Origin of the sequence: Amycolatopsis japonica, assembly GCF_000732925.1 — a bacterium.
Classification (GTDB): Bacteria; Actinomycetota; Actinomycetes; order Mycobacteriales; family Pseudonocardiaceae; genus Amycolatopsis; species Amycolatopsis japonica.
Genome location: NZ_CP008953.1, coordinates 228,542 through 249,193 on the forward strand (window position 1 = coordinate 228,542; position 20,652 = coordinate 249,193).

Below are 20,652 nucleotides of genomic sequence, written 5' to 3' on the forward strand. Positions count from 1 at the left end.
AGGTTCAGTGACGACGGTCGAAACGCCCGAAGAGGACACTTCGGTTGCGGTAAAACAACCGAAATCCACGAAGGCGAAGATCCTCGACGTCGTCCGCTGGGTCGCCATCCTGCTGGTCGTCGGTTTCGCGGCGAAGACACTTGTCACCAATTGGGGTGAATTCTGGCGGACCTTGTCCGAGGTCGCGTGGGAATCCTCCACGTTGAGCCTGCTCGCGCTCATCGCCGCGATCATGGTGTCGACCTACGGCTGGCAGGTCATGGTCGACGACCTCGGCAAGCCGATCGGCTACGCCCGCGGCGCGCAGATCTGCCTCGTCGGCTCGCTCGGCAAGTACGTGCCGGGTTCGGTGTGGGCGTACCTGCTGCAGATGGAGCTGGGCCGCAAGGCCGGGCTCGCCAGGGCCCGGATCTTCACCGGCTCGCTGATCCAGCTCGGCGTCGGCGTGGTGTCCGCGCTGGTCGTCTCGCTGCTCGCGGCCCCCGCGGTGTTCAGCAACAGCCCGCGGGCGATGTGGCTGTTCGTGCTCATCCCCGTCGGGCTCGCGATGCTGCACCCGCGCGTGCTCACCTGGGGCACCTCGCTGGTGCTGCGGATCCTGCGCCGCCCGCCGCTGGACCACCGGCTGAGCTGGTCGGTCGTCGGGAAGGTCTTCGGCTCGTCGACGGCCGCCTGGGCGCTGCAGGGTGTGCACCTGTGGCTGCTGGCGAACTCCGTCGGCACGCCGGGCTTCAGCGGTTTCGTGCTGTGCGTCGGCGCGATGGCGGTCGCGATGACCGTCGGGACGTTCGCGTTCATCCTGCCCAGCGGGGTCGGTGTCCGCGAGGTCGCGCAGGTCGCCGTGCTGACCGCCTCGGGTCTCACCGTCGTCCAGGCGACGGCCTTCGCCATCGCGTCGCGGGTGATGTTCACCGTCGCCGACCTGATCACCGCCGGCGGCGCCGCCCTCTCGGCCCGCCTCGTCACCCGCCCCCGCAATTAGTCGACTAATTGCGGGGGTTCAGGCGGTAGATCACCGCGTCGGGGTTCCGGTACACCTCGGTCACGAAGTTCAGCCCGTCCAGATCGCGCAGGCCCGCCTGGCGCGGCGCGCCAGGCGGGTAGCCGTACTGCCCGAGGATCACCCACCGCACGTTCAGCCGCGCCACCGCCGCCCGCACCTGGGCGTTGGACGGGTACTCGCGGAAGTGCCACTCCAGCAGCCGCGCGTCCGACGGCGACAGCGTCTCGTCGAAATGCCCGGAAGTCGTGCGGACGCCGGAGAGCGCGTAGGTCCACACCGTCCCGTCCAGCCGGTCGTTCAGCGCGCGCTCGCCGGGCTTCGCGAACTCGGCGAGCTTCTCCATCGCGACGACCTCGTCCGGGCTCACTGGCAGTTTGTGCTGGTCGATGCCAGGGGTGTTCGCGTAACCGGGCGCGACCTTCGCCGCGTTGGACGGCGCGTAGAAACCGTTGCTGAGAAAGGCGAACGCGCCGAACACCACCACCGCGACGGCGAACGCGGGCACCTTTCGGTGCGCGACGTTGTCCCGCAGCCACGCCTGCGTCTCGGCGAGGCCGTGCGCCGCGATGATCGACAGCGGGATCGCCGCCATCGACATGAACCGGTACGGGTCGTTCCACCACGGCCGGGACAGCGCCAGCACGAGCGGCTGCTCGGACGACGTCACCGCGATGTAGGCGAGCCCGGTGATCAGCGCCGTGACCCCGATCCAGCGCAGCGCGCCCGCGCGCGAGAAGAAGATGAAGCCCAGCAACAACGCCACGGAAAGCCAGATCTGCGGATACGGCTCGTGGTGCTGGAAGCCGAGCAGCGCGCCGAGCGCGGTCGTCGCCCGCCATTCGACCGGCCAGCTGCGGTAGGGCACCTCGCCGCTCGCGAGCCCGATCGCGCCGAACAGCTGCAGCCACGCCACGAGGATCGCGACGACCCCGACGATCGCCAGCGCGCGCAGATCCCGCCCGATCCGCCGCCACCGTTCCCCGGGCGCGAGCCAGCGCTGCAGCAGGAGCGGACCGGCGAACAGGATCGCACCGAACAACGCCGACGAGTGCACGCACAGCAGTCCGACGGCGCCCGCCAGCAGCACGAATCCGGTGTCGGGTGCGGGACGGTCGAGGTACCGCTTCACCGCGACGGCGGCCAGCGGCGTCAGCGCGAGGCCGAGCAGGAACGGGAGCAAAGGTCCCCTGCTCATCGATTCGTACAGGCCCATCACCGGCGCGATCGAGACGAGGGCGACGGCGCCCGCGAACACCGCGCGTCCCCGGAACACGCGCACCATCGTGACCAGCGACAACGCCAGCAACGCGGGCAGCAGTGCGGTGTTCACGTCCAGGGCCAGCGGGATGGTCGCCGGGCTCAGCAGATACACCACGGACGCGAGCAGGTGGTACGCGTTGGGGTAGAACACCGGCGCCGCGTCGCCGTACCAGTTCACCTCGCCGGTGCCGAACAGGCTGCCGTCCCCGGTTTCGGCGATCTGCCGGACGCCGTTCGCGTGATACACCGCGTCGAACCCCTGCGGGATGGCGTCCAGCCTGCCCATCCCGCGTACCACCGCGTACATCCCGACGGCGGCCGCGAGCAGCAGGCACGCCCCGACGGCGAGGTGCCCGGAGCGTCCCCACAGTGGTTCTTCCGGCGCGGGCGGCCACCGGCGCAGCGTGAGCCGCCGCAGTCCGAACGCGACACCGGCGAACAACGCCGTCGCGACCGCGTACGTCACGGGGTTGAACGGCAGCCCGAGCGCGGCTGCCCACGGTCCCGCGAGCCCGCCGATGGCGTAACTCAGCAACGGCGTCATCCCCGCGAGCACCCAGCCGCGCAGGCCGGCGGCGAGACCGGTGAGCAGACCCGGAAGGCCGATGACGAGCAGCGCGACGACCACCGTGAGGACGTCGGCCGACAGGGAGGTGTGGGTGGGCACGGGCTACCTCGGATGGGGAATCCGCACAGAACCCCCGAGGTGCGGAACGGAATGGGAAGCCAGATTAACCACCGGGGACCGATACCCGAAGGAGTCACATCCCGACGGGGAAAACCTCGCGACTCCGTTTACTCGGTGCACACGTCGCTCGCCCATTCGTGTCAATTGACTGCGCCGAAAGAAACACCTTGGCGCGGTGATCGATACTTGACCGTAGTCTTTCGTCAGGGGAGTGGCACGGCCCGGGAGGGTGGGATCAGGTGGTGGTCGCGCTTGTCGTCGCCTGGTCCGCGGTCGCGATCTTCGTGCTGGTGGCCTGGCCCAAGATCGGCGCGGACAAGGGCTGGCGCGCCGCCGCGCTGATGCTGACCCTCGGTTTCTCGCTGGTGCACCAGCTGGTGTTTTCGACCATCGCGGAAGACGCCTACATCACCTTCCGATACGCCCAGAACATCGCCGACGGCAATGGGCCGGTGTTCAACACCGGTGAGCGGATCGAGGGGTACACGAATTTCCTCTGGATGATCGTGATCGCGTTGCCGAAAGCCGCTTTCGGGGCCGATATCGAGACCTCCGCGGTCGTACTCGGCATTCTCGCCACGCTCGGCGCCGTCCTGCTCGCGTACGTGACCGTGAACCGGGTGGTCGCGCGGGCCGCGGGTGAGCCGCGGCCCGCCTACGGGGTGGCCGCCGCGGTGCTCGTCGCCGGAGCCGGGGGCCTCGCCGCATACGGCGGCTCCGGTACCGAGACGCCCTTGTTCGTGCTGCTCCTGTTCGGCGTCTTCGCCGCGCTCGCGGCCCGGCGGCCGGTGGTCGCGGGGGTGCTCGTGGCCTTCGCGATGATGACGCGTCCGGCGGGGATCCTGCTCGCGGTGCTGGTGGGCTGCTGGCTCGTCGTCGCCGCCCTGCGCCGCCGGTACACCTGGTGGTCGCCGGTGGGCTGGCTGCTCGGCGGGCTCGTGTTCGCCGCGCCCTGGACGGCCTGGCGGGTGACCTACTACGACCATGTCCTGCCGACCTCGGTCGTGATCCCCTTCGACCTTGGCATCCAGTCCCGGATCGACCGCGGTTGGCAGTACCTGTCGGGGTTCTCCGTGGTCCACCAAGGATTTCTGCTGCTCGGCCTGATCTCGGTGGTGGCGCTGTCGCTGCGCCGCACCGGCCGGACCCCGCACGAGGCCGAAGCCCGGTCGCTGACCTGGCTGATGCTCGGCACCGCCGTCGCACTCACCGGGTTCGTGGTCTTCTTCGGCGGCGACGCCGCGCCGGCCTGGCGTTTGCTGGCGCCGATCCCGCCGCTGCTGTCGGTGGCGGCGGTGTCGGTCTACGGCGTGCTGATGGTGGCCGCGAAGCCGAGCCCGCGGCCTCGGCCGCCGATCCGACTGCTGATGCCCGCCGCCGCGGTGACGTTGTCCGGGCTCGCGGTGCTGGTGTCGGTGTTCAGTCCGGAGATGCTGGGCCGGGTGCGTGCCTGGCACGACCACGGCGCGCAGATGGAGGAGATCGGCCGCTGGCTCGACGCCTACCTGCCGCCCGGTTCGGTCGTGAGCACGTCGGCGCCCGGCGTGCTGTCGTATCACGCCGGGACGCAGCTGCAGATCGTCGGCGTCCGCGGTCAGACGGAGGAGGTGGGTGAGGCCGTCGTCTCCCGGCGCCATCCGACGATCGCCGTCATCACCGACAGCGGCTATGCGGCGAAGCAGTCCTGCGTGATCGACCCGGCGTACGCGGCGAGGTACCGCGTCGCGACCTTCGCGCGTGAAGGAAGCTCGTCGTGGATCACCGTGTTCCTGCGGGCGGACGTCGAGCGGGTGGTCAGGGCGGCCCTCGACCGCTCACCCGATTTCCGCCACGTACCGTGCCCTGCGTGAGTGTCGTTTCCCCCAGCAGACCGGCAGCGCTCGAAGCATCGTCGCGCCTGTTCGGCGTCGGCGTGTTCGCCGCCGCGCTCACCGTGCTGCTGGTGCGTTTCCTCGTGCCGAGGCCGGTCGCGATGGCCGACAACGGCGACGGTTTCCGTGTGCTGTGCGGCGCGGGCATCCCGTGGAAGGGCAAGCCGGAGGGCTTCGTCCACCTCGCCTACACCGTTCCGGCAGGCGAATGCGACGCCACCTATCTCCTGACCCAGAGCTGGTTCGCGCGGATCGCGCGGTCGATCGGCGGAGTGCTCGGCCTCGAATCGACGCTCAGCCTGGTGGTTCTCGGCGTGCTCACCAGCGTCCTCGCCGCCGCGGCGGTAGCGCTGATCGTCGTCGGGCTGCCGTACTCGCGCCGCGTCCGCGGCTTCGCGGCCGTCGGGCTGCTGCTCGTCGTCGCGGACTCCGCGTTCTTCGGCTACTTCGCGTCCGTGCTCGGCGAAGGCGCCGCGTTCCTCGGTCTCCTGCTCGCCGTCGGCGGTCTCCTGGTGTCCGCGAGGCCGGGCTGGTGGCGCTACGCGGGCTTGGCCGTGCTGCTCTTCGGTGGCGTGATCGCGGTCAACGCCAAGGTCCAGACGCTGATGATCCTGCCGTTGCTCGCGCTCGCCGCGCTGCTCGTCCGCCCGGCGGGCGTCCACGGCCTGAAGCGCTGGCTCCCCGTGGTGTTCGTCATCGGCGCGCTCGCCGGGGGAACGGCCTACGCGCAGCAAACCGTCGAGCCCGCGAAACTGCCCGACGGCTCGCTCGCCGCGCGGCCGGGCGACGATTCGCGGGAGATCAACATGTTCAACACGATCTTCTTGACCATTGTGGACGGTCGGCACGACACCGAAGCCGACCTCGCCGCCTTGGGACTGCCCGCCTCGTTCGGCCAGTACGCGGGCAACGGCTGGTGGCATCCGAAGCCCGCGACACTGGATCCCGAGTACCCGAAGTACCGCGAGCAGATCAGCAGGCGCAACGTCGTCGAGTACTTCGCGACGCATCCCTTCCGCACGGTCGAGATCCTGGATCGCGCGGCGGGCGATCTGCTCACCGCGCGGCCGCCCTACCTCGGCAGCTTCGACCAGTCGGCCGGCTTCGCCCCCGAAGCGCAGGAATATCGCTTCCCCATCGTCTCGACCGCGACGAAACTGCTGGCGCCACTGGGTTTCTTCGCCCTGCTGCCGATATGGGCCCTGATCGCGTGGCGTGGCTGGAAGACCCGGCGCACCGCGCTGGGTGTCGTGCTGGGCTTCCTGCTCGCCGTGGCCGCCGGGCAGTTCGTGCTGGCGGCGCTGGGCGACGGGCTGGAGAACGTCAAACACCAGGTGATCGCGCTGTACTGCACGCTGCTCGGCGTCGTCCTGGCGGTGGTGACCTTCGCGCGTCAGGAGCGCTCGGAGTGATGTGACCTACGCGACCGTAGGTTGGTTACCCTACGGTAGCGTAACCTGAACGAATGGCTGAGCTCGTTTACCCGCCCGTCATCATGGCGGCGAAGTTGATGTTCCGGGTGCTGGACAACCGCATCCGGGTGGAGGGGACCGAGCACATCCCGTCGACGGGCGGGGCGGTCATCGCCTGCAACCACGTGAGCTATCTCGACTTCATCTTCTGCGGGCTCGGCGCGCAGCCGGCGAAACGCCTGGTCCGGTTCATGGCGAAGAAGGAGATCTTCGGCAACCGCGTCGCCGGACCGCTCATGCGCGGCATGCACCACATCTCCGTCGACCGCGGCGCCGGTCTCGCCTCGTACCGGGAAGCCGTCGAGCGCCTGAAGGCCGGGGAGGTCGTCGGCGTGTTCCCCGAAGCCACGATCAGCCGGTCGTTCACCGTGAAGGACATCAAATCCGGCGCCGTCCGGATGGCCGCCGAGGCGGGCGTCCCGGTCGTGCCGATGGCGCTGTGGGGCACGCAGCGGTTGTGGACCAAGGGCCGCCCGAAGGACCTCACCAAACGCCACGTCCCGATCTCGATCCTCGTCGGCGAGCCGATGCACCCGAAGGCCGACGAAGACGCCGAAGTCCTTTCGAAGGACCTTCGCGTGCGGATGTCGGCGCTCGTGGACCGCGTCCAGGCCGGCTACCCGGAGAAGCCCGCCTCCGACGACGAGCGCTGGTGGCTGCCCGCGCACCTCGGCGGCACCGCGCCGACGCCGGAAGAGGCCGCGAAACTCGACCGCGAAGGCCGCTAGCCCCCGGTCCGTGAAGGCCTCCTTGAGGGACCCAGAGTCCCTCAAGGAGGCCTTCACGGACTTGCCGGTCGCCTCAGAACCAGCGCTCCAGCACCTGCGCGACGCCGTCCTCGGAGTTCGGCCCCGTCACCTCGTCGGCGACGTCGAACACGTAGCGGTGCCCGTTGGCCATCGCGACGCCGTGGCCGGCCCAGCCGAGCATCTCGACGTCGTTGGGCATGTCCCCGAACGCGATCACCCGCTCGGCTGGCACGTCCAGCCGCTCGCAGACCTCGGCCAGCCCGGTCGCCTTCGTGATGCCGTGCGCGGCGACTTCGATCAGGCCGGTGTCGGTCGAGTAGGTGATGTCGACGGAGCCGTCGAGCACCTCACGCGCCGCCCGCGCCATCTCGTCGGAGCTCATCCCGCGCCTGCTGATCAGCAGCTTGATCGCCGGATGCCCGAGCACCTCGGCCCGCGGCGCCTCCGCGCCCTCGTGGTTGCCCCACGGATTGTGGTAGTCGGGCTCGATCACGAAGCTGCGGACGCGCGGGTCCTGCGCGGACTCGCCGACCCGTTCCGCGGCGAACCGGCAGCCGGGCAGGGCGTGATCAAGCGCACTCACGGTGTCGTGCAGCAGTGCCGGTTCGAGCAGGCCGTGGACCGCCACGATCCGGTCCGTCCCGATCTCGTAGAGCACCGCGCCGTTCGCGCAGACCGCGTAGCCGGTGAGGCCCAGCGGGTTCGCGATCGGGGCGATCCAGCGCGGCGGACGGCCGCTGGCCAGCACGAAGGGGACCCCGTCCTCGGTGACCCGCCGGACGATGTCGATCGTGCGTTCGGACAGGACCTCCAAAGGGGCGAGCAGGGTGCCGTCGACGTCGGAGGCGATCAAGAGGGGCTTTTCCACCGGCACATTGTCCCCGAAGATCCGCCCATCGGGCGAAGTGTCGGTCTGGACCAGTACCTTCCCGGTGTGCGCGTAGGCATCGTGATCCTTCCGGAAGATCGTTGGTGGGCGGCCGAGCCGAAATGGCGGGCCGCCGAGGAATACGGCTTCGACCACGCTTGGACGTACGACCACCTCGGCTGGCGGACTCTCGTCGACGGCCCGTGGTTCAGTGCGATGCCAACGTTGACGGCGGCCGCGATGGTGACGTCGCGGATCAGACTGGGCACCTTCGTGGCATCGCCGGTCGCCCGGCATCCCGTGCCGTTCACCCGCGAGCTGACCACCCTCGACGACATCTCCGACGGCCGCTTCATCCTCGGCGTCGGCGCGGGCGTCCCGAACACCAACTACGACGCCACCGTGCTCGACGGTCCCGAACTGTCGGTCAAGCAGCGCACGGACCGTTTCGCCGAGTTCGTCGAAGCGCTCGACGGGCTCTTGATGACCGACGGCTTCGACTTCGAGGGCGAGTACTACCGGGCCAAGGGCGCACGGAACCTGCCGGGCTGCGTGCAGCGGCCGCGGCTGCCGTTCCTCGTGGCCGCGAACGGCCCCCGCACGATGACGCTCGCCGCGCGGTTCGGCGCGGGCTGGGCCACCACCGGCGTCAAGGCGGACACCCAGGACGAGTGGTGGAAGGGCGTCGCGGAGCTCGTGAAGACCTTCGACGAGCGGCTCGACGCCGTTGGCCGGGACAAGGCGAGCGTGCAGCGGTTCCTGAGCCTCGACGCGGCGCCGGTCTTCTCGCTCGAGAGCGTGGGCGCGTTCACCGACGCCGCCGGGCGGGCCGGTGAACTCGGGTTCACCGACATCGTCACGCATTGGCCGAGGTCCGGCGACTACTACGTCGGCCGCGAGTCGACGCTCGAAGAGGTCGTGAGCGACGTACTCCCGGTACTCCAGGGGAGAAGCTCTTAGGCCGATCGGGTGACGTTGGCGAGCCGGGTAAACCGGTTCCGCCCAGTAGTCGTCTGAAGAACAAGTACAGCGAGTGGGTGTGGCCGACGACGGCTACCCCTCATGGGTCACCCCGGGGGTGAATGGGGGACGAAAGGCTCGCGTGGTCGCGGCAGGGGCAGTCCGTGACCACGCGAGCCTTTTATCTGTGGACCCGCCCGATGCGAGGAAAGGTCCTTTCCTCGCAAATTTTGCAAGGAAAGGACCTTTCATTGCACGCGCCGGCCGCGCGAAGCAGCCGTCAGCGCGTCAACGTGTAGATCGAAGCGCCCGCGTTGGAGAAGTCCTTCCGCAGGAAGTTCAGCCCGTCCAGATCCCGCAGCCCCGGCGCCGGCGGCTCGCCGATCTTGATCGGGGTGCTCCCGATCAGCACGTGCTTGATGTTCAGTCGCTTCACCGCGGCCTGCACCTCGGGGTCGGTGTCGTAGTCGCGGAAGTGCAGCGCGAGGTACTTCGCGTCCGGCGGCGGCACACCCGGGTCGTAGTGCCCGGCGACCGGGTGGATACCGGTGATCGCGTACAGCCACGCCGTCCCGTCGAAGCGCTCGTTGAGCACCTTCTCGTCCGGACCGATGTTCATCTTGGTCAGCTCGTTCATCGCGGCCAGTTCGTCGGCGCTGACCGGCGGCGTGACCTCGCCCTCGGGCCCGTTGTAGTACAGGAACGACACCGCGTGCGCGTTCGACTCGGTGTAGAAACCCTTGGTCAGCACGGCCGACGCGGCCACGACGAACACGGCGGTGGCCAGCCCCAGCCTGGCGGGCAGCGCGGGACGGCTCTTCACCCAGGACCGGCCGCTCGCCCACTTGGCGAACCAGCGCTGCAGCTCCGCCATCCCGTGCCCGGCGAGCAGACACAGCGGGATCGCGGCGAGCGCCATCAGCCGGTACCGGTCGTTCCACCAGGGCCGCGACAGCGAGATCACCCACGGTTCGGCGCCGTACGAGGCGACCAGCACGAACAGCGCCGAGAAGCCGATCGCCGAAAGCCCCACCCAGCGCATCCGCCCGAGCCGGAACAGGCTCAGCGCGCCGATCGCCAGCAGCACCGTCAGCCACACCTGCGGCGCGCTCAGCACCTGCCGGAAGGTCACCAGCAGCCCCAGCGACTTCAGCACCGGCAGGTCGGAGCCCCACGCGTAATAAGGGTATGAACCCGAAGTGAATTTCAGGGCGCCGAGGATGTGCGGCGCCGCGAGCAGCGCGCTCCCCACCATCACCGGCACCATCTTGACGACGTCGCCGCCGATGACCCGCCAGCCGCCGCGGCCCTCGGGCACGCCGTCGAGCGGCTTGTGCCGCAGCGCGCGGTACCAGCGCTGCACCACCAGCGGGAAGGCGAACAGCAGCGCGCCGAACAGGGCCGACGAATGCGCCGCCAGCAGGCCGACCGCGGTCAGCGCGAGCACGTAGCCGGTGTCGAGGCCGGGCCGCGCGAGGAAGCGGGCCAGCGCGACCACGGCCAGCGGCGTCAGCACGATCCCCAGCGCGAACGGCAGCAGCCCGCTCGACACCGACTCGTACGCGCCGGTGGTGGCCGCGGCGGCCACCAGCGCCGTGCAGCCCGCGAACACCGCGCGCCCGCCGAGCTGGCGGATCAGGGCGACCATCGACAGCGCGAAGATCCCGGCGACCGGCATGGTGATGGCGTTCAGCGTGACCGGGATCGTCGTGCCCGAGATCGAGTACACGAGCGAGCCGACCAGGTGATACGCGTTCGGGTAGAACGAGCCGTCCGGGTACCAGTTGATGGTGCCCATCCCGGTCAGCGAGCCGTCGCCGGTCTCGGCGATGTAGCGGATGCCGTTCGCGTGGAACACGGTGTCCCAGCGCTGGAACACCGCCGTCGTGCCGCCGCGGGCCGAGAGCACCACGAGGATCGAGATGCCGACGGCCAGCGCGACGCAGGCCGCGACGGCGTAGTGCGCGCGCGGGTGCCACTTCGTCGGCGGCTCGTCGGCGCCCGGCTTGATCCAGCCGCGTGCCTGGCCCAGCTTCCGAAGGCCGAAGCCCAGTCCGGCGAGCACGGCCGTGACGGCCGCCACGGTCAGGGGGTTGTACGACACGCCCGCGAGTGCCAGCCACGGACCGGCCAGTCCGGTTACCGTGTAGGACAGCAGCGGGGCCAGCCCCGCCAGGGCCCAGCCGCGCAGGCCGGCGGCGCGGCCGACGAGCCCGCCGGGGACCGCGAGGACGGCCAGGTAGGTGAGGGTCGCACCGAAGTACGACCAGAAGGTGTCCGGAGTAGGCACTGCTTCCTAAAATGTGTCTGTCGAAGGTGAAAACCGGTGCTCGCTGCAGGGCACGGAGTCGACGTGCGTACCCTCGACGCCCGTGAGCGCGCACACGAACCCCGACAAGATTACTGAAGCCGATTTCACCGGCTACGACCTCATCGTGGTCGGCTCCGGATTCTTCGGGCTGACCGTCGCCGAACGGGCCGCGGCCGAGCTCGGCAAGAAGGTCCTCGTGCTGGAGCGGCGTCACCACATCGGTGGCAACGCCTACTCCGAGGCCGAGCCCGAGACCGGGATCGAGGTGCACCGCTACGGTGCGCACCTGTTCCACACCTCCAACAAGCGTGTGTGGGAGTACGTCAACCGCTTCACCGACTTCACGAACTACCAGCACCGGGTGTTCGGCAAGTACCAGGGTCAGGTGTACCCGCTGCCGATGAACCTGGCGCTGATCAACCAGTTCTTCGGCAAGTCGCACACGCCGGACGAGGCCCGCGAGCTGATCGCCAAGCAGGCGTCGGAGTTCGAGACCGCGAACGCGCAGAACCTCGAGGAAAAGGCCATCTCGCTGATCGGCCGCCCGCTCTACGAGGCGTTCATCCGCGGCTACACGGCCAAGCAGTGGGAGAACGACCCGAAGAACCTCGGCGCCGACATCATCACCCGGCTCCCGGTCCGCTACACCTTCGACAACCGCTACTTCAACGACACCTACGAGGGTCTGCCGGTCAACGGCTACACCGCGTGGCTCGAGAAGATGGCGGAGCACGAGAACATCGAGGTGCGGCTGAACGTCGACTACTTCGACGTCCGAAAGCACATCCCCGCCGGTACCCCGACCGTCTACACCGGGCCGCTGGACCGCTACTTCGACTACTCCGCGGGCCGCTTCACCTGGCGCACGGTGGACTTCGAATCCGAGGTCGTCGAGACGGGTGACTTCCAGGGAGCTTCGGTCGTCAACTACAACGACGAAGAGGTGCCCTACACCCGGATCATCGAGTTCCGGCACTTCCACCCGGAGCGCAAGCACTACCCGAACGACAAGACGGTGGTGTTCCGCGAGTACTCCCGCTTCGCCGGCGAGGCCGACGAGCCGTACTACCCGATCAACACGCCGGAGAACCGCGAGAAGCTCGAGGCCTACCGCGAGCTGGCGAAGGCCGAGGCCAAGGACAAGAACGTGCTGTTCGGCGGCCGTCTCGGTACCTACAAGTACCTCGACATGCACATGGCCATCGGTTCGGCGCTGTCCGCGTTCGACAACAAGATCGCGCCGCATCTGACCGATGGCGCGCCTCTCGACGGGTCCCTCGATGCTTGAGAAGGGCGCACCCACGGGTGAGGTAGCCGTCCTGGCGAAGGCTCAGGGCGTCCTCAAGAGCGACGTCACGGTGAAGGCGGCACGCGGTCTTTCGCACTTCGGCGAGCACAGCGCGGGCTGGTTCGCGCTGGGGCTCGTCGGGGCCGCGGTCGACAAGAAGCGCCGCAAGGACTGGCTGGTCGCGGCGGCGGGCGTCGTCGGCGCGCACGCCGCGTCCATCGCGGTGAAACGCGTGGTCAGGCGGCCGCGACCGGACCACCCGAGCGTCGAGGTCCTGGTCTCCACGCCGAGCAAGCTGAGCTTCCCGTCCTCGCACGCGACCTCGACTACGGCGGCGGCGGTGCTCTACTCCGGATTGACCGGGCGTAACCTGGTCCCGGCCCTGGTACCGCCGATGCTGGCCTCCCGGCTCGTGCTCGGCGTCCACTACCCGACCGACGTTCTGGCCGGAGCGGCCCTTGGGGGCGTAGTCGGCGGCTTGATACGTAGGAAGCTGAAGCGACGATGAGTGAAACGACCGAGAAGGCCGATTCCAAGCCTGACGACGTAGAACCCGTGGCCGAGGCCGCCGAGTCGAAGAAGGTCGCCGGCGGTCTCGTCGGCGGCATCATCAAAACGGCACGCCCGCGCCAGTGGGTGAAGAACGTGCTGGTGTTCGCCGCACCGTTCTTCGCCTTTTCGAAGTCGACGGACCGGACCGGCCTGCTGATCGCCGCGCTGATCGCCTTCGCGGCGTTCTCGCTGGTGGCCTCCTCGGTCTATCTCATCAACGACGCGATCGACGTCGAGGCGGACCGTGCGCACCCGACCAAGCGGAACCGGCCGATCGCGGCCGGGATCGTGCCGGTGCCGGTGGCGTTCGTCGCGGCGGCCGTGTTCTTCGCCGCCGGTCTCGGCATCTCGTTCTTCGCCAGCTGGCAGCTCGCGGTCGTGCTGGCGGTCTACGAGGCCGTCCAGCTGGGCTACTGCTTCGGGCTCAAGCACCAGCCGGTGGTCGATCTGGCCATCGTCGGCTCGGGCTTCCTGATGCGGTCGATCGCCGGCGGTGTGGCCGCGGGTATCGCGCTTTCGCAGTGGTTCCTGCTGGTCACCGCGTTCGGCTCGCTGTTCATGGTGGCGGGCAAGCGCTACGCCGAGATCATGCTCTTCGAGCGCACCGGGGCGAAGATCCGGTCCTCGCTCAAGAAGTACTCGGCGAGCTACCTGCGGTTCGTCTGGGCGACGTCCGCGGCGATCCTGATCATGTCCTACTGCCTGTGGGCGTTCGAGATCCGCCAGGTCGAGCACGACTCGGTCTGGGCGGTCGTCTCGATGGTCCCGTTCGTGGTGGCCGTCCTGCGCTACGCCGTCGACGTCGACGGCGGCAACGCGGGCGAGCCGGAGGAGATCGCGCTCAAGGACCGCGTGCTCCAGGTGCTCGGCGCGAGCTGGGTGGTCACGCTGTTCCTGTCGTTCTATCTCTGATTCGACAGCTCACACACAGCGCATCCATAGGAAGCGCACGCATCCTCGGTGATGGGGGCGGGCACACAGCCCGCCCCCATCAGCCTGAGGAGCGAAAGATGACTGACCAGCAGCGGCCGTCCGAAGACGAGGACAAGACGGTCGAGCAGCCCGCCGCCGAGAAACCCGCCGAGACCCCGGCCGCCGCGCCCGCGGGCCCGCCGCCGGGCTGGGTTCCGGCGCAGCAGGCTCCGCCCGCGAAGGGCGGTTTCCGCCGCTTCGCCGGGCACCGCGCGACGCAGCTGGTCGCGGTCGGCGTACTCGGCTTCGTCCTCGGTGGCGGCATCATCGGCACCGCCATCGGACTGGCCTCCCGCGACGGCGACCGGCCCGGTTTCTCCCGTGAACACCGTGGCCCCGGCGGCCATGGCATGGATCGCGACTTCCGTGACGGCCCCGGCTGGCGTGACCAGCGCCACGGCGGGTAGATAACGGAATCATCACGGCACCGTGTACGGTGTTCGTGATGCGAAGCGCCTCCGCTGATCTGCCCCAGGCTTCCGGTGCGCTGCCGGGAGCCGCCGTCCTTACCCGACCCTGGGTGCTCCCGGCCGGGGCGGCGGTGGCGTCGGCCCTGGTGTTCGTGCTGGTCAGCGGGCATTTGATCGACGACACGTACATCACGCTCTCGTATGCGAAGAACCTCGCCTTCCACGGCCACTGGGGCCTGATCGAAGAAGGCACCGCCAACACCGCGACGTCGCCGCTGAACGTCCTCGTGCTGGCGCTCGTCACCTTCATCGTGCGAGACGCCGTGTTCGCCGCCGGGATCGTCTACGTCGCGAGCCAGGTGGCGCTCGTCCTCGGCCTCCGCCGTATCGGCGCCGCGACCGGGCTCTCGCGTTGGTTCGCCCCGCTCGCGCTGGGCCTGCTGCTGGTGAACCCGCTGCTGCTGTCGTCGGTCGGCCTCGAAGTCGCCATGGGCGCGACGGCCGTCGTCTGGACGATGGTGTTCCTGCACGAACGGCGGCCAGCCGCCGCGGGCGCGATGATCGGCCTGATCGCGCTGATCCGGATCGATCTGCTGCTGATCGCGTTCGTGCTGTTCCTCGGGCGCCGCGAATTCTGGGTGGGCATCTGGCGGATGACGTTCGCCGCGCTCGCGGTGATGCTGCCGTGGTTCGGGTTCAGCTGGCTGGTGCTGGGTTCGGCGGTGCCGGACACCCTGGTCATCAAGATCATGCAGCGGTCGTGGGGACCGTTCAGCTTCACCAACGGCCCGCTGCTGTATTGGCGCAATTTCCCGGTGGCGGCGACACTTTCCTTCCTGCCGCTCGTGATCGGCGCGCTCGCCGGTCTACTGTGGACGTTCCACTTCCGGCGCGGCTCGGAGCGGGCGAAGCGTTTGCTGCCGTTCGCGACCCTCGCCATCGCCGGCGCGGCGCATTATCTGGCCTATTGCTGGCTGAACGTCCCGCCGTACCACTGGTACTACGCGCCCAGCATCGTCGGCGCGACGGTCTTCCTCGCCGCCGCGGCTTGCGCGGTACCCGGCCGGGCCCGGCTCGGGACGGGGATCCTCGCGGGCGCGTTCCTGCTGACGAGCGCCGTCGCCTACGCCGCTCCCGAACTGCCGCGCCGGTTCGCGCCGATCACCAGCAATCACGCCGCGTCGGACGAATACCGCGCGATCGGCTCGCAACTGGGCGAACTGACGAAGGGGCGCAAGGTGGAGAGCGCGGGGGAGGTCGGCGCGCTCGCGTACTCGTGCGATTGCGACATCGTCGACCAGTTCTCCGACCGCGGCTCCGTCGATCCGGCGATCATCGAGACGAAGAACCGCAGCAGTGAGCTGGGGAAGGCGCTGCTGGCGGCGAACTTCCGGTTCTTCGACCACAGCGTCCCGCCCGCGACACCGGATCTGGTGCTGGCCACCACCAGCAAGGCCCCGCCCGCGAACGCCCTGGCGACCTGGACCATCCACTCGCCGTGGATGGGCACGCAAAGCCTGTACCTCCTCCCGGCCCGCTGACGGGAGCGGGTCCGGGGTCGGCCTTAGATCGGCAGCTTCCGGAAGATCGGCCGGGGGATGTGCCGCAGGGCCGACATGACCAGCCGGAACGGCGCGGGCGACCACACCAGTTCCTTGCCGGCGCGCGAGGCGGCGACGGCGGTCTCGGCGACCTGCTCGACGTCCACCGTCAGCGGGGCGTCCTTGAGGCCTTCGGTCATCTTGGTCCGGACCTGGCCGGACCGGACGACGGTGATCTGCACGCCGAACTCCGCCAGCGCCTCGCCGAGGCCCAGGTAGAAGCCGTCGAAACCGGCCTTGGAGGAGCCGTAGACGAAGTTCGACCGGCGGACCCGCTCACCGGCGACCGAGGACAGCGCGATGACCTTGCCGTGCCCCTGCGTCTTGAGCTTGTTCGACAGCGCGACCCCGACCGACACCGCGGCCGTGTAGTTCACGGTCGCCGCCTCGACGGCCTTCGCGTGGTCCTGCCACAGCTCTTCCTGGTCGCCGAGCAGGCCGAACGCCACGACGGTGACGTCGATGTCGCCACCCTCGAAGGCCTTGTCGATCACGGCGGGGTGGGTGTCCAGTGCCTTGGCGTCGAAATCGACGGTGGACACTTCGGCGCCCTTGTCCTTCAGGCGCTGAGCGGCCGCGTCGAGCCGCGGCGACTGGCGGCCGGCCAGCACGACCCGGAGGGGCCGCTCCGACAGGTACTTCTCCGCGATCGCGAGCGCGATGTCGGAGGTGCCGCCGAGCAGCAGCAGGGACTGGGGGTTGCCCACAGCGTCGATCACAGTTCCAACCTTCGGGACATGTCAGAGGCGAAAACGCCTTCGGGGTCTACGGAAGCGCGGACCTTGCGCCATTCCTCGAGCCGCGGGTACATCTTCGCGAAGTTCTCCGCGGAGGTGCGCGAGTCCTTCGCGGTGTACAGACGGCCGCCGAGGCCGAGCACGTCCTCGTCGAGTTCCTGGCAGAACCGGCTCAGCCCGTCCTTGATCGGGAAGTCGAGGCAGACCATCCAGCCGGGGTGCGGGAACGACAGCGGCGCCGGGTTGCCCTCGCCCATCTGCTTGAACACGTTGAGGAACGACACGTGCCCGGAGTCCGCGACCTTCTGGATGATCCGGCGCAGCGGCTCGTGCGCGTTCAGCGGCGTGCTGAACTGGTACTGCAGGAAGCCGTTGGTGCCGTACGCCCGGTTCCACTCGCCGAACAGGTCGAGCGGGTGGTAGAAGGCGGTCAGGCTCTGGATCACGTCGCGCGCGTTCTTGGCGGTCTTGCGGTAGTACAGCTCGCCGACCATGGAGAACGACAGCTTGTTCATCAGCCCGTTCGGGAAGATGTCCGGCAGGGTCGCCAGGGTGCCCGGGTTGAACTTGAGCGGGTCGGCCTGCAGCTTGGGCGGCAGTTCGTCCAGTTTGGCGAGCGAGCCGCGCTGGAAGGCGGCGCGGCCGAGCTTCGTGCCCCTGGAGATCGAGTCGAACCAGCCGGAGGAGTACGTGTAGTTGTCCTCGGAGCCGTCGGTGACCAGCGCCAGCGTCTCGTCGAGGTTCGCGGTGCGCTGGATGTCGGCCTTGAAGTAGGCCGTCTCCGTCTTCGTCATCCGGATCTTGGCGCGGACGATGATCCCGGTCAGGCCGATGCCCGCCACGGTCGCCCAGAACAGCTCCGCGTCGGGGCCGTCCGGCGTGATCGTGCGCACCTGCCCATCGGCGGTGACCAGGTCCATCGACACCACGTGGTTGCCGAAGCTGCCCGCCGAGTGGTGGTTCTTGCCGTGGATGTCGTTGGCGATCGCGCCGCCGATGGTCACCTGGCGCGTACCCGGCAGCACCGGGACCCACAGGCCGTAGGGGAGGCCCTCGCGCATCAGCTTGTCGAGGCTGACCCCGGCGTCGAGGTCGACGATGCCCGAATCCGGGTCGATCGAGTGGATGCGGTCCAGCGCGGTCATGTCCACGACCAGGCCGCCCGCGTTCTGCGCCGGGTCGCCGTACGAGCGGCCGAGACCACGCGCGATGACCCCGCGTTCCCCGGCCCGCGTCACCGCGCGGGCGATGGCTTCCACGTCGGGGGTGCTCAGGACGTTCGCGATACTCGGCGACGTCCTTGCCCAGCCCATGAGCGACTGCCGCTGTGTCTTGGGTGCTTGGGTCACGCCGACCAGGGTAACCACGCCGAACACTGCCCGGAACGTGACCCTGAAGTGCTCGCTTCTACACTTTGCGCATCAGCCCCAGCAGTTTATGAGGTAGAGCAGTGGTGGCGACCGACCCGAAAGCCGGCGTGACGGCAGCAGCGCCGTCCTCCCCTGGGCTGCTCGGGCAGCTCATCCGCTTCGGCCTCATCGGCGGTTTCTGCGCCCTGGTCGATTTCGGCGTCTACCAGGGGCTTCGTGCCCTCGGAATGGACGTGACGCCGTGGGTGGACATCGCCCGCGCGCTCAGCTTCATCGTGGGCACCACGACCGCCTTCTTCCTGAACCGCAAGTTCACCTTCGCCGGTGGACGTCAGGAGGGCGCGCGTCAGATCGGTGGCTTCGTGCTCTTGTACGCCGTGACGTTCCTCGTGGCCGTCGGCGTCAACCGCACGATGCTGCACGTCCTGCCGGAGTCGGCCTGGAAGGCCACCTTCGGTTGGGTCGTCTCGCAGGCAACCGCGACCGTGATCAACTTCGTCATGCTCAAGTGGGTCGTCTTCCGTGAGCCCCGCGCCACCGCCACCAGCACAGAGGAGAACTGAGGATTCATGCCCGGTAAAGCCGCCGTCACCGGAGAGGCCCCGAGCGCCATGGTGAGCACTGTCGACGACACCCGCTTCGCGGAACGCACCCCGCAGGGCCGTCTCACCGCGCAGCGCGGGCTCTACGCCGGCCCGGCCCCCATCGTCAGCAAGGACCTCTACGCCGAACTCGAATGGGGTACCGCCGTGCGCGAGCGCGGGGGCATCTCCATCGAGCCCGCGTCGAAGGTGTCCGGCAACACGTACTTCGGCCGGTTCCCCGCCAGCTACTGGCAGCGCTGGACCGACGTGACCGAGGTCCAGGTCGAGGCCGTCGTCACCGGTGACGGCCAGCTGTCCGTCGGTGCCTCCGACATCGAGGGCGACTCGCGGGTCGTCGCCGCCGAGGTCGTCGCGGGTGCGAAGCAGCAGAAGGTGACGCTCACCGCGAAGCTCGACAAGTTCTACGACGGCGGCGCGCTCTGGCTCGACATCGAGACCGAGGGCGGCCAGTCGCTGCGTGTCGAGAAGGTCCGCTGGACGGTCGAAGCGCCGGAGAAGATCCGCCCGACCGCGGTGACCATCTGCACGATGAACCGCGCCGACGACTGCCTGTCGAACCTGCAGGCGCTCGCCGCCGACGTCTCCTCGCTGGAGACGCTCGACGCGATCTACGTCGCCGACCAGGGCACCGACCTCGTCGAGTCGCGCGACGGCTTCGAGCAGGTCGCCAAGGACCTCGGCGACAAGCTGCACTACATCAAGCAGCCGAACCTCGGCGGTGCCGGCGGGTTCACCCGCGGCCTCTACGAGGTCGCCGGGCACACCGAGACCGAGCACGCGAACGTCCTGTTCATGGACGACGACGTGCTGCTGGAGCCGGATCTGGTGATCCGGATGACCGCGTTCTCCAACCGCACGGTCAACCCGGTCATCGTCGGCGGGCAGATGCTGAACCTGCTGCACCCGAACCAGCTGCACGTCGGCGCCGAATACGCCCGGCTGAACACGCTGGAGCCCGGCCAGCCGGTGACGCACTCGCTCTCGACCGCCGACCTGCTCGGCGTCGACGAGGAGACCCTCAAACCGAACCGCCAGGAACGCCGCCTCGACGCCGGGTACAACGGCTGGTGGTCGTGCCTGATCCCGTACGAGGTCGTCAAGGCCACGGGCTACCCGCTGCCGTTCTTCTTCCAGTGGGACGACGCGGAGTACAGCTACCGCGCCCGCGCGCACGGCTTCCCCACGGTCACCCTTCCGGGCGCCGGCGTCTGGCACGCCGACTTCCACTGGAAGGACTGGGACGAGTGGCACCGCTACTTCAACCTGCGGAACTCGATCATCACCGCCGCGCTGCACTCGCCGTTCAACCTGAACCTGCTCTCGCGCGTGCTCATCGCGCAGCTGGTCCGGTACCTGCTCGGCATGCAGTACGGCCTGTCCGCCACGCTGATCAAGGCCGTCGAGGACTTCCTCGAGGGGCCGGAGGTCCTGCGTGACGGCGGCGTCGCCGCGATGAAGGAGATCCGCCGGATCCGCGACGAGTACCCCGAGACCAAACGGCACAAGGCCACCGACGTCCCGGGTATCGCGTCGAACGACATCGGCATCATCAACAGCGCGCCGCGGCCCAGCATGCAGCGTCTGGTGCTGATCAAGCGGATCCTCGACCGGGTGCTCGGCCGCAGCCGTCACTCGCTCGGCGCGATCCCGATCGACGAGGCCCACTGGTGGCACGTCGCGACCTTCGACACCGCCGTCGTCACCGACGCTTCGCAGGAAGGCGTGCGGGTCCGCTCGTACGACCGCGCGAAGATGTTCGACCTGGCGCGCCGGGGCGCGAAGGTGATCCAGCGGCTCCGCAAGGAAGGCGCGGCGGTGCAGGAGCAGTACAAGCGCTCCATGCCCGAGCTGACCTCGCGGGACAACTGGAAGCGGCTTTACGAGCTGTAAGCACGCTTCGCTTCACTCGCGTGCTAGGAAAGGCTCTTTCCTTGC

General features: G+C 69.0%; 17 protein-coding genes. 12 read left to right on the plus strand and 5 right to left on the minus strand.

Annotated elements, in window-relative coordinates; all coding sequences use genetic code 11:
* The first annotated feature begins 7 nt into the window (after positions 1-7).
* Positions 8-982, plus strand: a complete 975-nt coding sequence (locus AJAP_RS01140; protein ID WP_038507506.1) for a lysylphosphatidylglycerol synthase transmembrane domain-containing protein — start codon at positions 8-10, stop codon at positions 980-982.
* Between the two features lie 4 nt (positions 983-986).
* Here the strand turns inward: AJAP_RS01140 and AJAP_RS01145 are convergent, their stop codons facing one another.
* The gene (locus AJAP_RS01145; protein ID WP_051972298.1) at positions 987-2,930 is read right to left on the minus strand and encodes a DUF6541 family protein; all 1,944 of its coding nucleotides are present in this window, start codon (positions 2,928-2,930) and stop codon (positions 987-989) included.
* A 260-nt stretch (positions 2,931-3,190) separates the two neighbouring features.
* On the opposite strand from AJAP_RS01145, the gene AJAP_RS01150 reads away from it, so the two are divergent.
* Genes AJAP_RS01150 through AJAP_RS01160 form a run of 3 tightly spaced genes read left to right on the plus strand, consistent with a single transcriptional unit; the run spans position 3,191 to position 7,022 of the window.
* The gene (locus tag AJAP_RS01150) at positions 3,191-4,801 is read left to right on the plus strand and encodes a hypothetical protein (RefSeq protein WP_038507509.1); all 1,611 of its coding nucleotides are present in this window, start codon (positions 3,191-3,193) and stop codon (positions 4,799-4,801) included.
* On the plus strand, positions 4,798-6,234 hold the full coding sequence (wsfD, locus tag AJAP_RS01155; protein WP_038507512.1) for a glycan biosynthesis hexose transferase WsfD: 1,437 nt from the start codon (positions 4,798-4,800) through the stop codon (positions 6,232-6,234). Before AJAP_RS01150 ends, wsfD begins: the two co-directional genes overlap by 4 nt.
* A 53-nt stretch (positions 6,235-6,287) precedes the next feature.
* Positions 6,288-7,022 carry a lysophospholipid acyltransferase family protein gene (locus AJAP_RS01160; RefSeq protein ID WP_038507515.1) on the plus strand — a complete coding sequence of 245 codons (735 nt, stop codon included), beginning with the start codon at positions 6,288-6,290 and terminating at the stop codon, positions 7,020-7,022.
* A gap of 73 nt (positions 7,023-7,095) precedes the next feature.
* On the opposite strand, the gene AJAP_RS01165 is transcribed toward AJAP_RS01160, so the two are convergent.
* Entirely contained in the window at positions 7,096-7,911 is an 816-nt protein-coding gene (locus AJAP_RS01165; RefSeq protein ID WP_228694834.1) for an HAD family hydrolase, read from the minus strand.
* Positions 7,912-7,977: 66 nt separating this feature from the next.
* On the opposite strand from AJAP_RS01165, the gene AJAP_RS01170 reads away from it, so the two are divergent.
* Positions 7,978-8,871 (plus strand): LLM class flavin-dependent oxidoreductase, encoded by an 894-nt coding sequence (locus tag AJAP_RS01170; protein ID WP_038507518.1) that lies wholly within the window; start codon positions 7,978-7,980, stop codon positions 8,869-8,871.
* 280 nt (positions 8,872-9,151) lie between these two features.
* On the opposite strand, the gene AJAP_RS01175 is transcribed toward AJAP_RS01170, so the two are convergent.
* On the minus strand, positions 9,152-11,161 hold the full coding sequence (locus AJAP_RS01175; RefSeq protein ID WP_038507520.1) for a DUF6541 family protein: 2,010 nt from the start codon (positions 11,159-11,161) through the stop codon (positions 9,152-9,154).
* 82 nt (positions 11,162-11,243) lie between these two features.
* Between AJAP_RS01175 and glf the strand changes: the two genes are divergently transcribed.
* The 5 genes from glf (at position 11,244) to AJAP_RS01200 (ending at position 15,945) form a co-directional block, all read left to right on the plus strand.
* Complete coding sequence (glf, locus tag AJAP_RS01180) at positions 11,244-12,470, plus strand: UDP-galactopyranose mutase (RefSeq protein WP_038507525.1); 1,227 nt, start codon at positions 11,244-11,246, stop codon at positions 12,468-12,470.
* Positions 12,463-12,978, plus strand: coding sequence for a phosphatase PAP2 family protein (locus tag AJAP_RS01185; RefSeq protein WP_037333445.1), 516 nt, complete (start codon positions 12,463-12,465; stop codon positions 12,976-12,978). Before glf ends, AJAP_RS01185 begins: the two co-directional genes overlap by 8 nt.
* On the plus strand, positions 12,975-13,934 hold the full coding sequence (locus tag AJAP_RS01190; protein WP_038507528.1) for a decaprenyl-phosphate phosphoribosyltransferase: 960 nt from the start codon (positions 12,975-12,977) through the stop codon (positions 13,932-13,934). The genes AJAP_RS01185 and AJAP_RS01190 overlap by 4 nt, the downstream gene beginning before the upstream one ends.
* Before the next feature lie 98 nt (positions 13,935-14,032).
* Positions 14,033-14,401, plus strand: a complete 369-nt coding sequence (locus tag AJAP_RS01195) for a hypothetical protein (RefSeq protein ID WP_038507531.1) — start codon at positions 14,033-14,035, stop codon at positions 14,399-14,401.
* 38 nt (positions 14,402-14,439) lie between these two features.
* Positions 14,440-15,945: a hypothetical protein gene (locus AJAP_RS01200; RefSeq protein ID WP_038522163.1), complete on the plus strand. Its 1,506-nt coding sequence runs from the start codon at positions 14,440-14,442 to the stop codon at positions 15,943-15,945.
* Between the two features lie 23 nt (positions 15,946-15,968).
* On the opposite strand, the gene AJAP_RS01205 is transcribed toward AJAP_RS01200, so the two are convergent.
* On the minus strand, positions 15,969-16,724 hold the full coding sequence (locus AJAP_RS01205) for a decaprenylphospho-beta-D-erythro-pentofuranosid-2-ulose 2-reductase (protein WP_038507534.1): 756 nt from the start codon (positions 16,722-16,724) through the stop codon (positions 15,969-15,971).
* Entirely contained in the window at positions 16,721-18,091 is a 1,371-nt protein-coding gene (locus AJAP_RS01210) for an FAD-binding protein (RefSeq protein WP_038522166.1), read from the minus strand. Before AJAP_RS01210 ends, AJAP_RS01205 begins: the two co-directional genes overlap by 4 nt.
* A gap of 101 nt (positions 18,092-18,192) precedes the next feature.
* Between AJAP_RS01210 and AJAP_RS01215 the strand changes: the two genes are divergently transcribed.
* Together AJAP_RS01215 and AJAP_RS01220 are read left to right on the plus strand one after the other, a co-directional pair.
* A complete protein-coding gene (locus tag AJAP_RS01215) occupies positions 18,193-18,675 on the plus strand; it encodes a GtrA family protein (protein WP_038507536.1) in 483 nt (160 codons plus the stop codon).
* A 6-nt stretch (positions 18,676-18,681) separates the two neighbouring features.
* Complete coding sequence (locus AJAP_RS01220; RefSeq protein ID WP_038507539.1) at positions 18,682-20,607, plus strand: glycosyltransferase; 1,926 nt, start codon at positions 18,682-18,684, stop codon at positions 20,605-20,607.
* Positions 20,608-20,652: the final 45 nt, after the last annotated feature.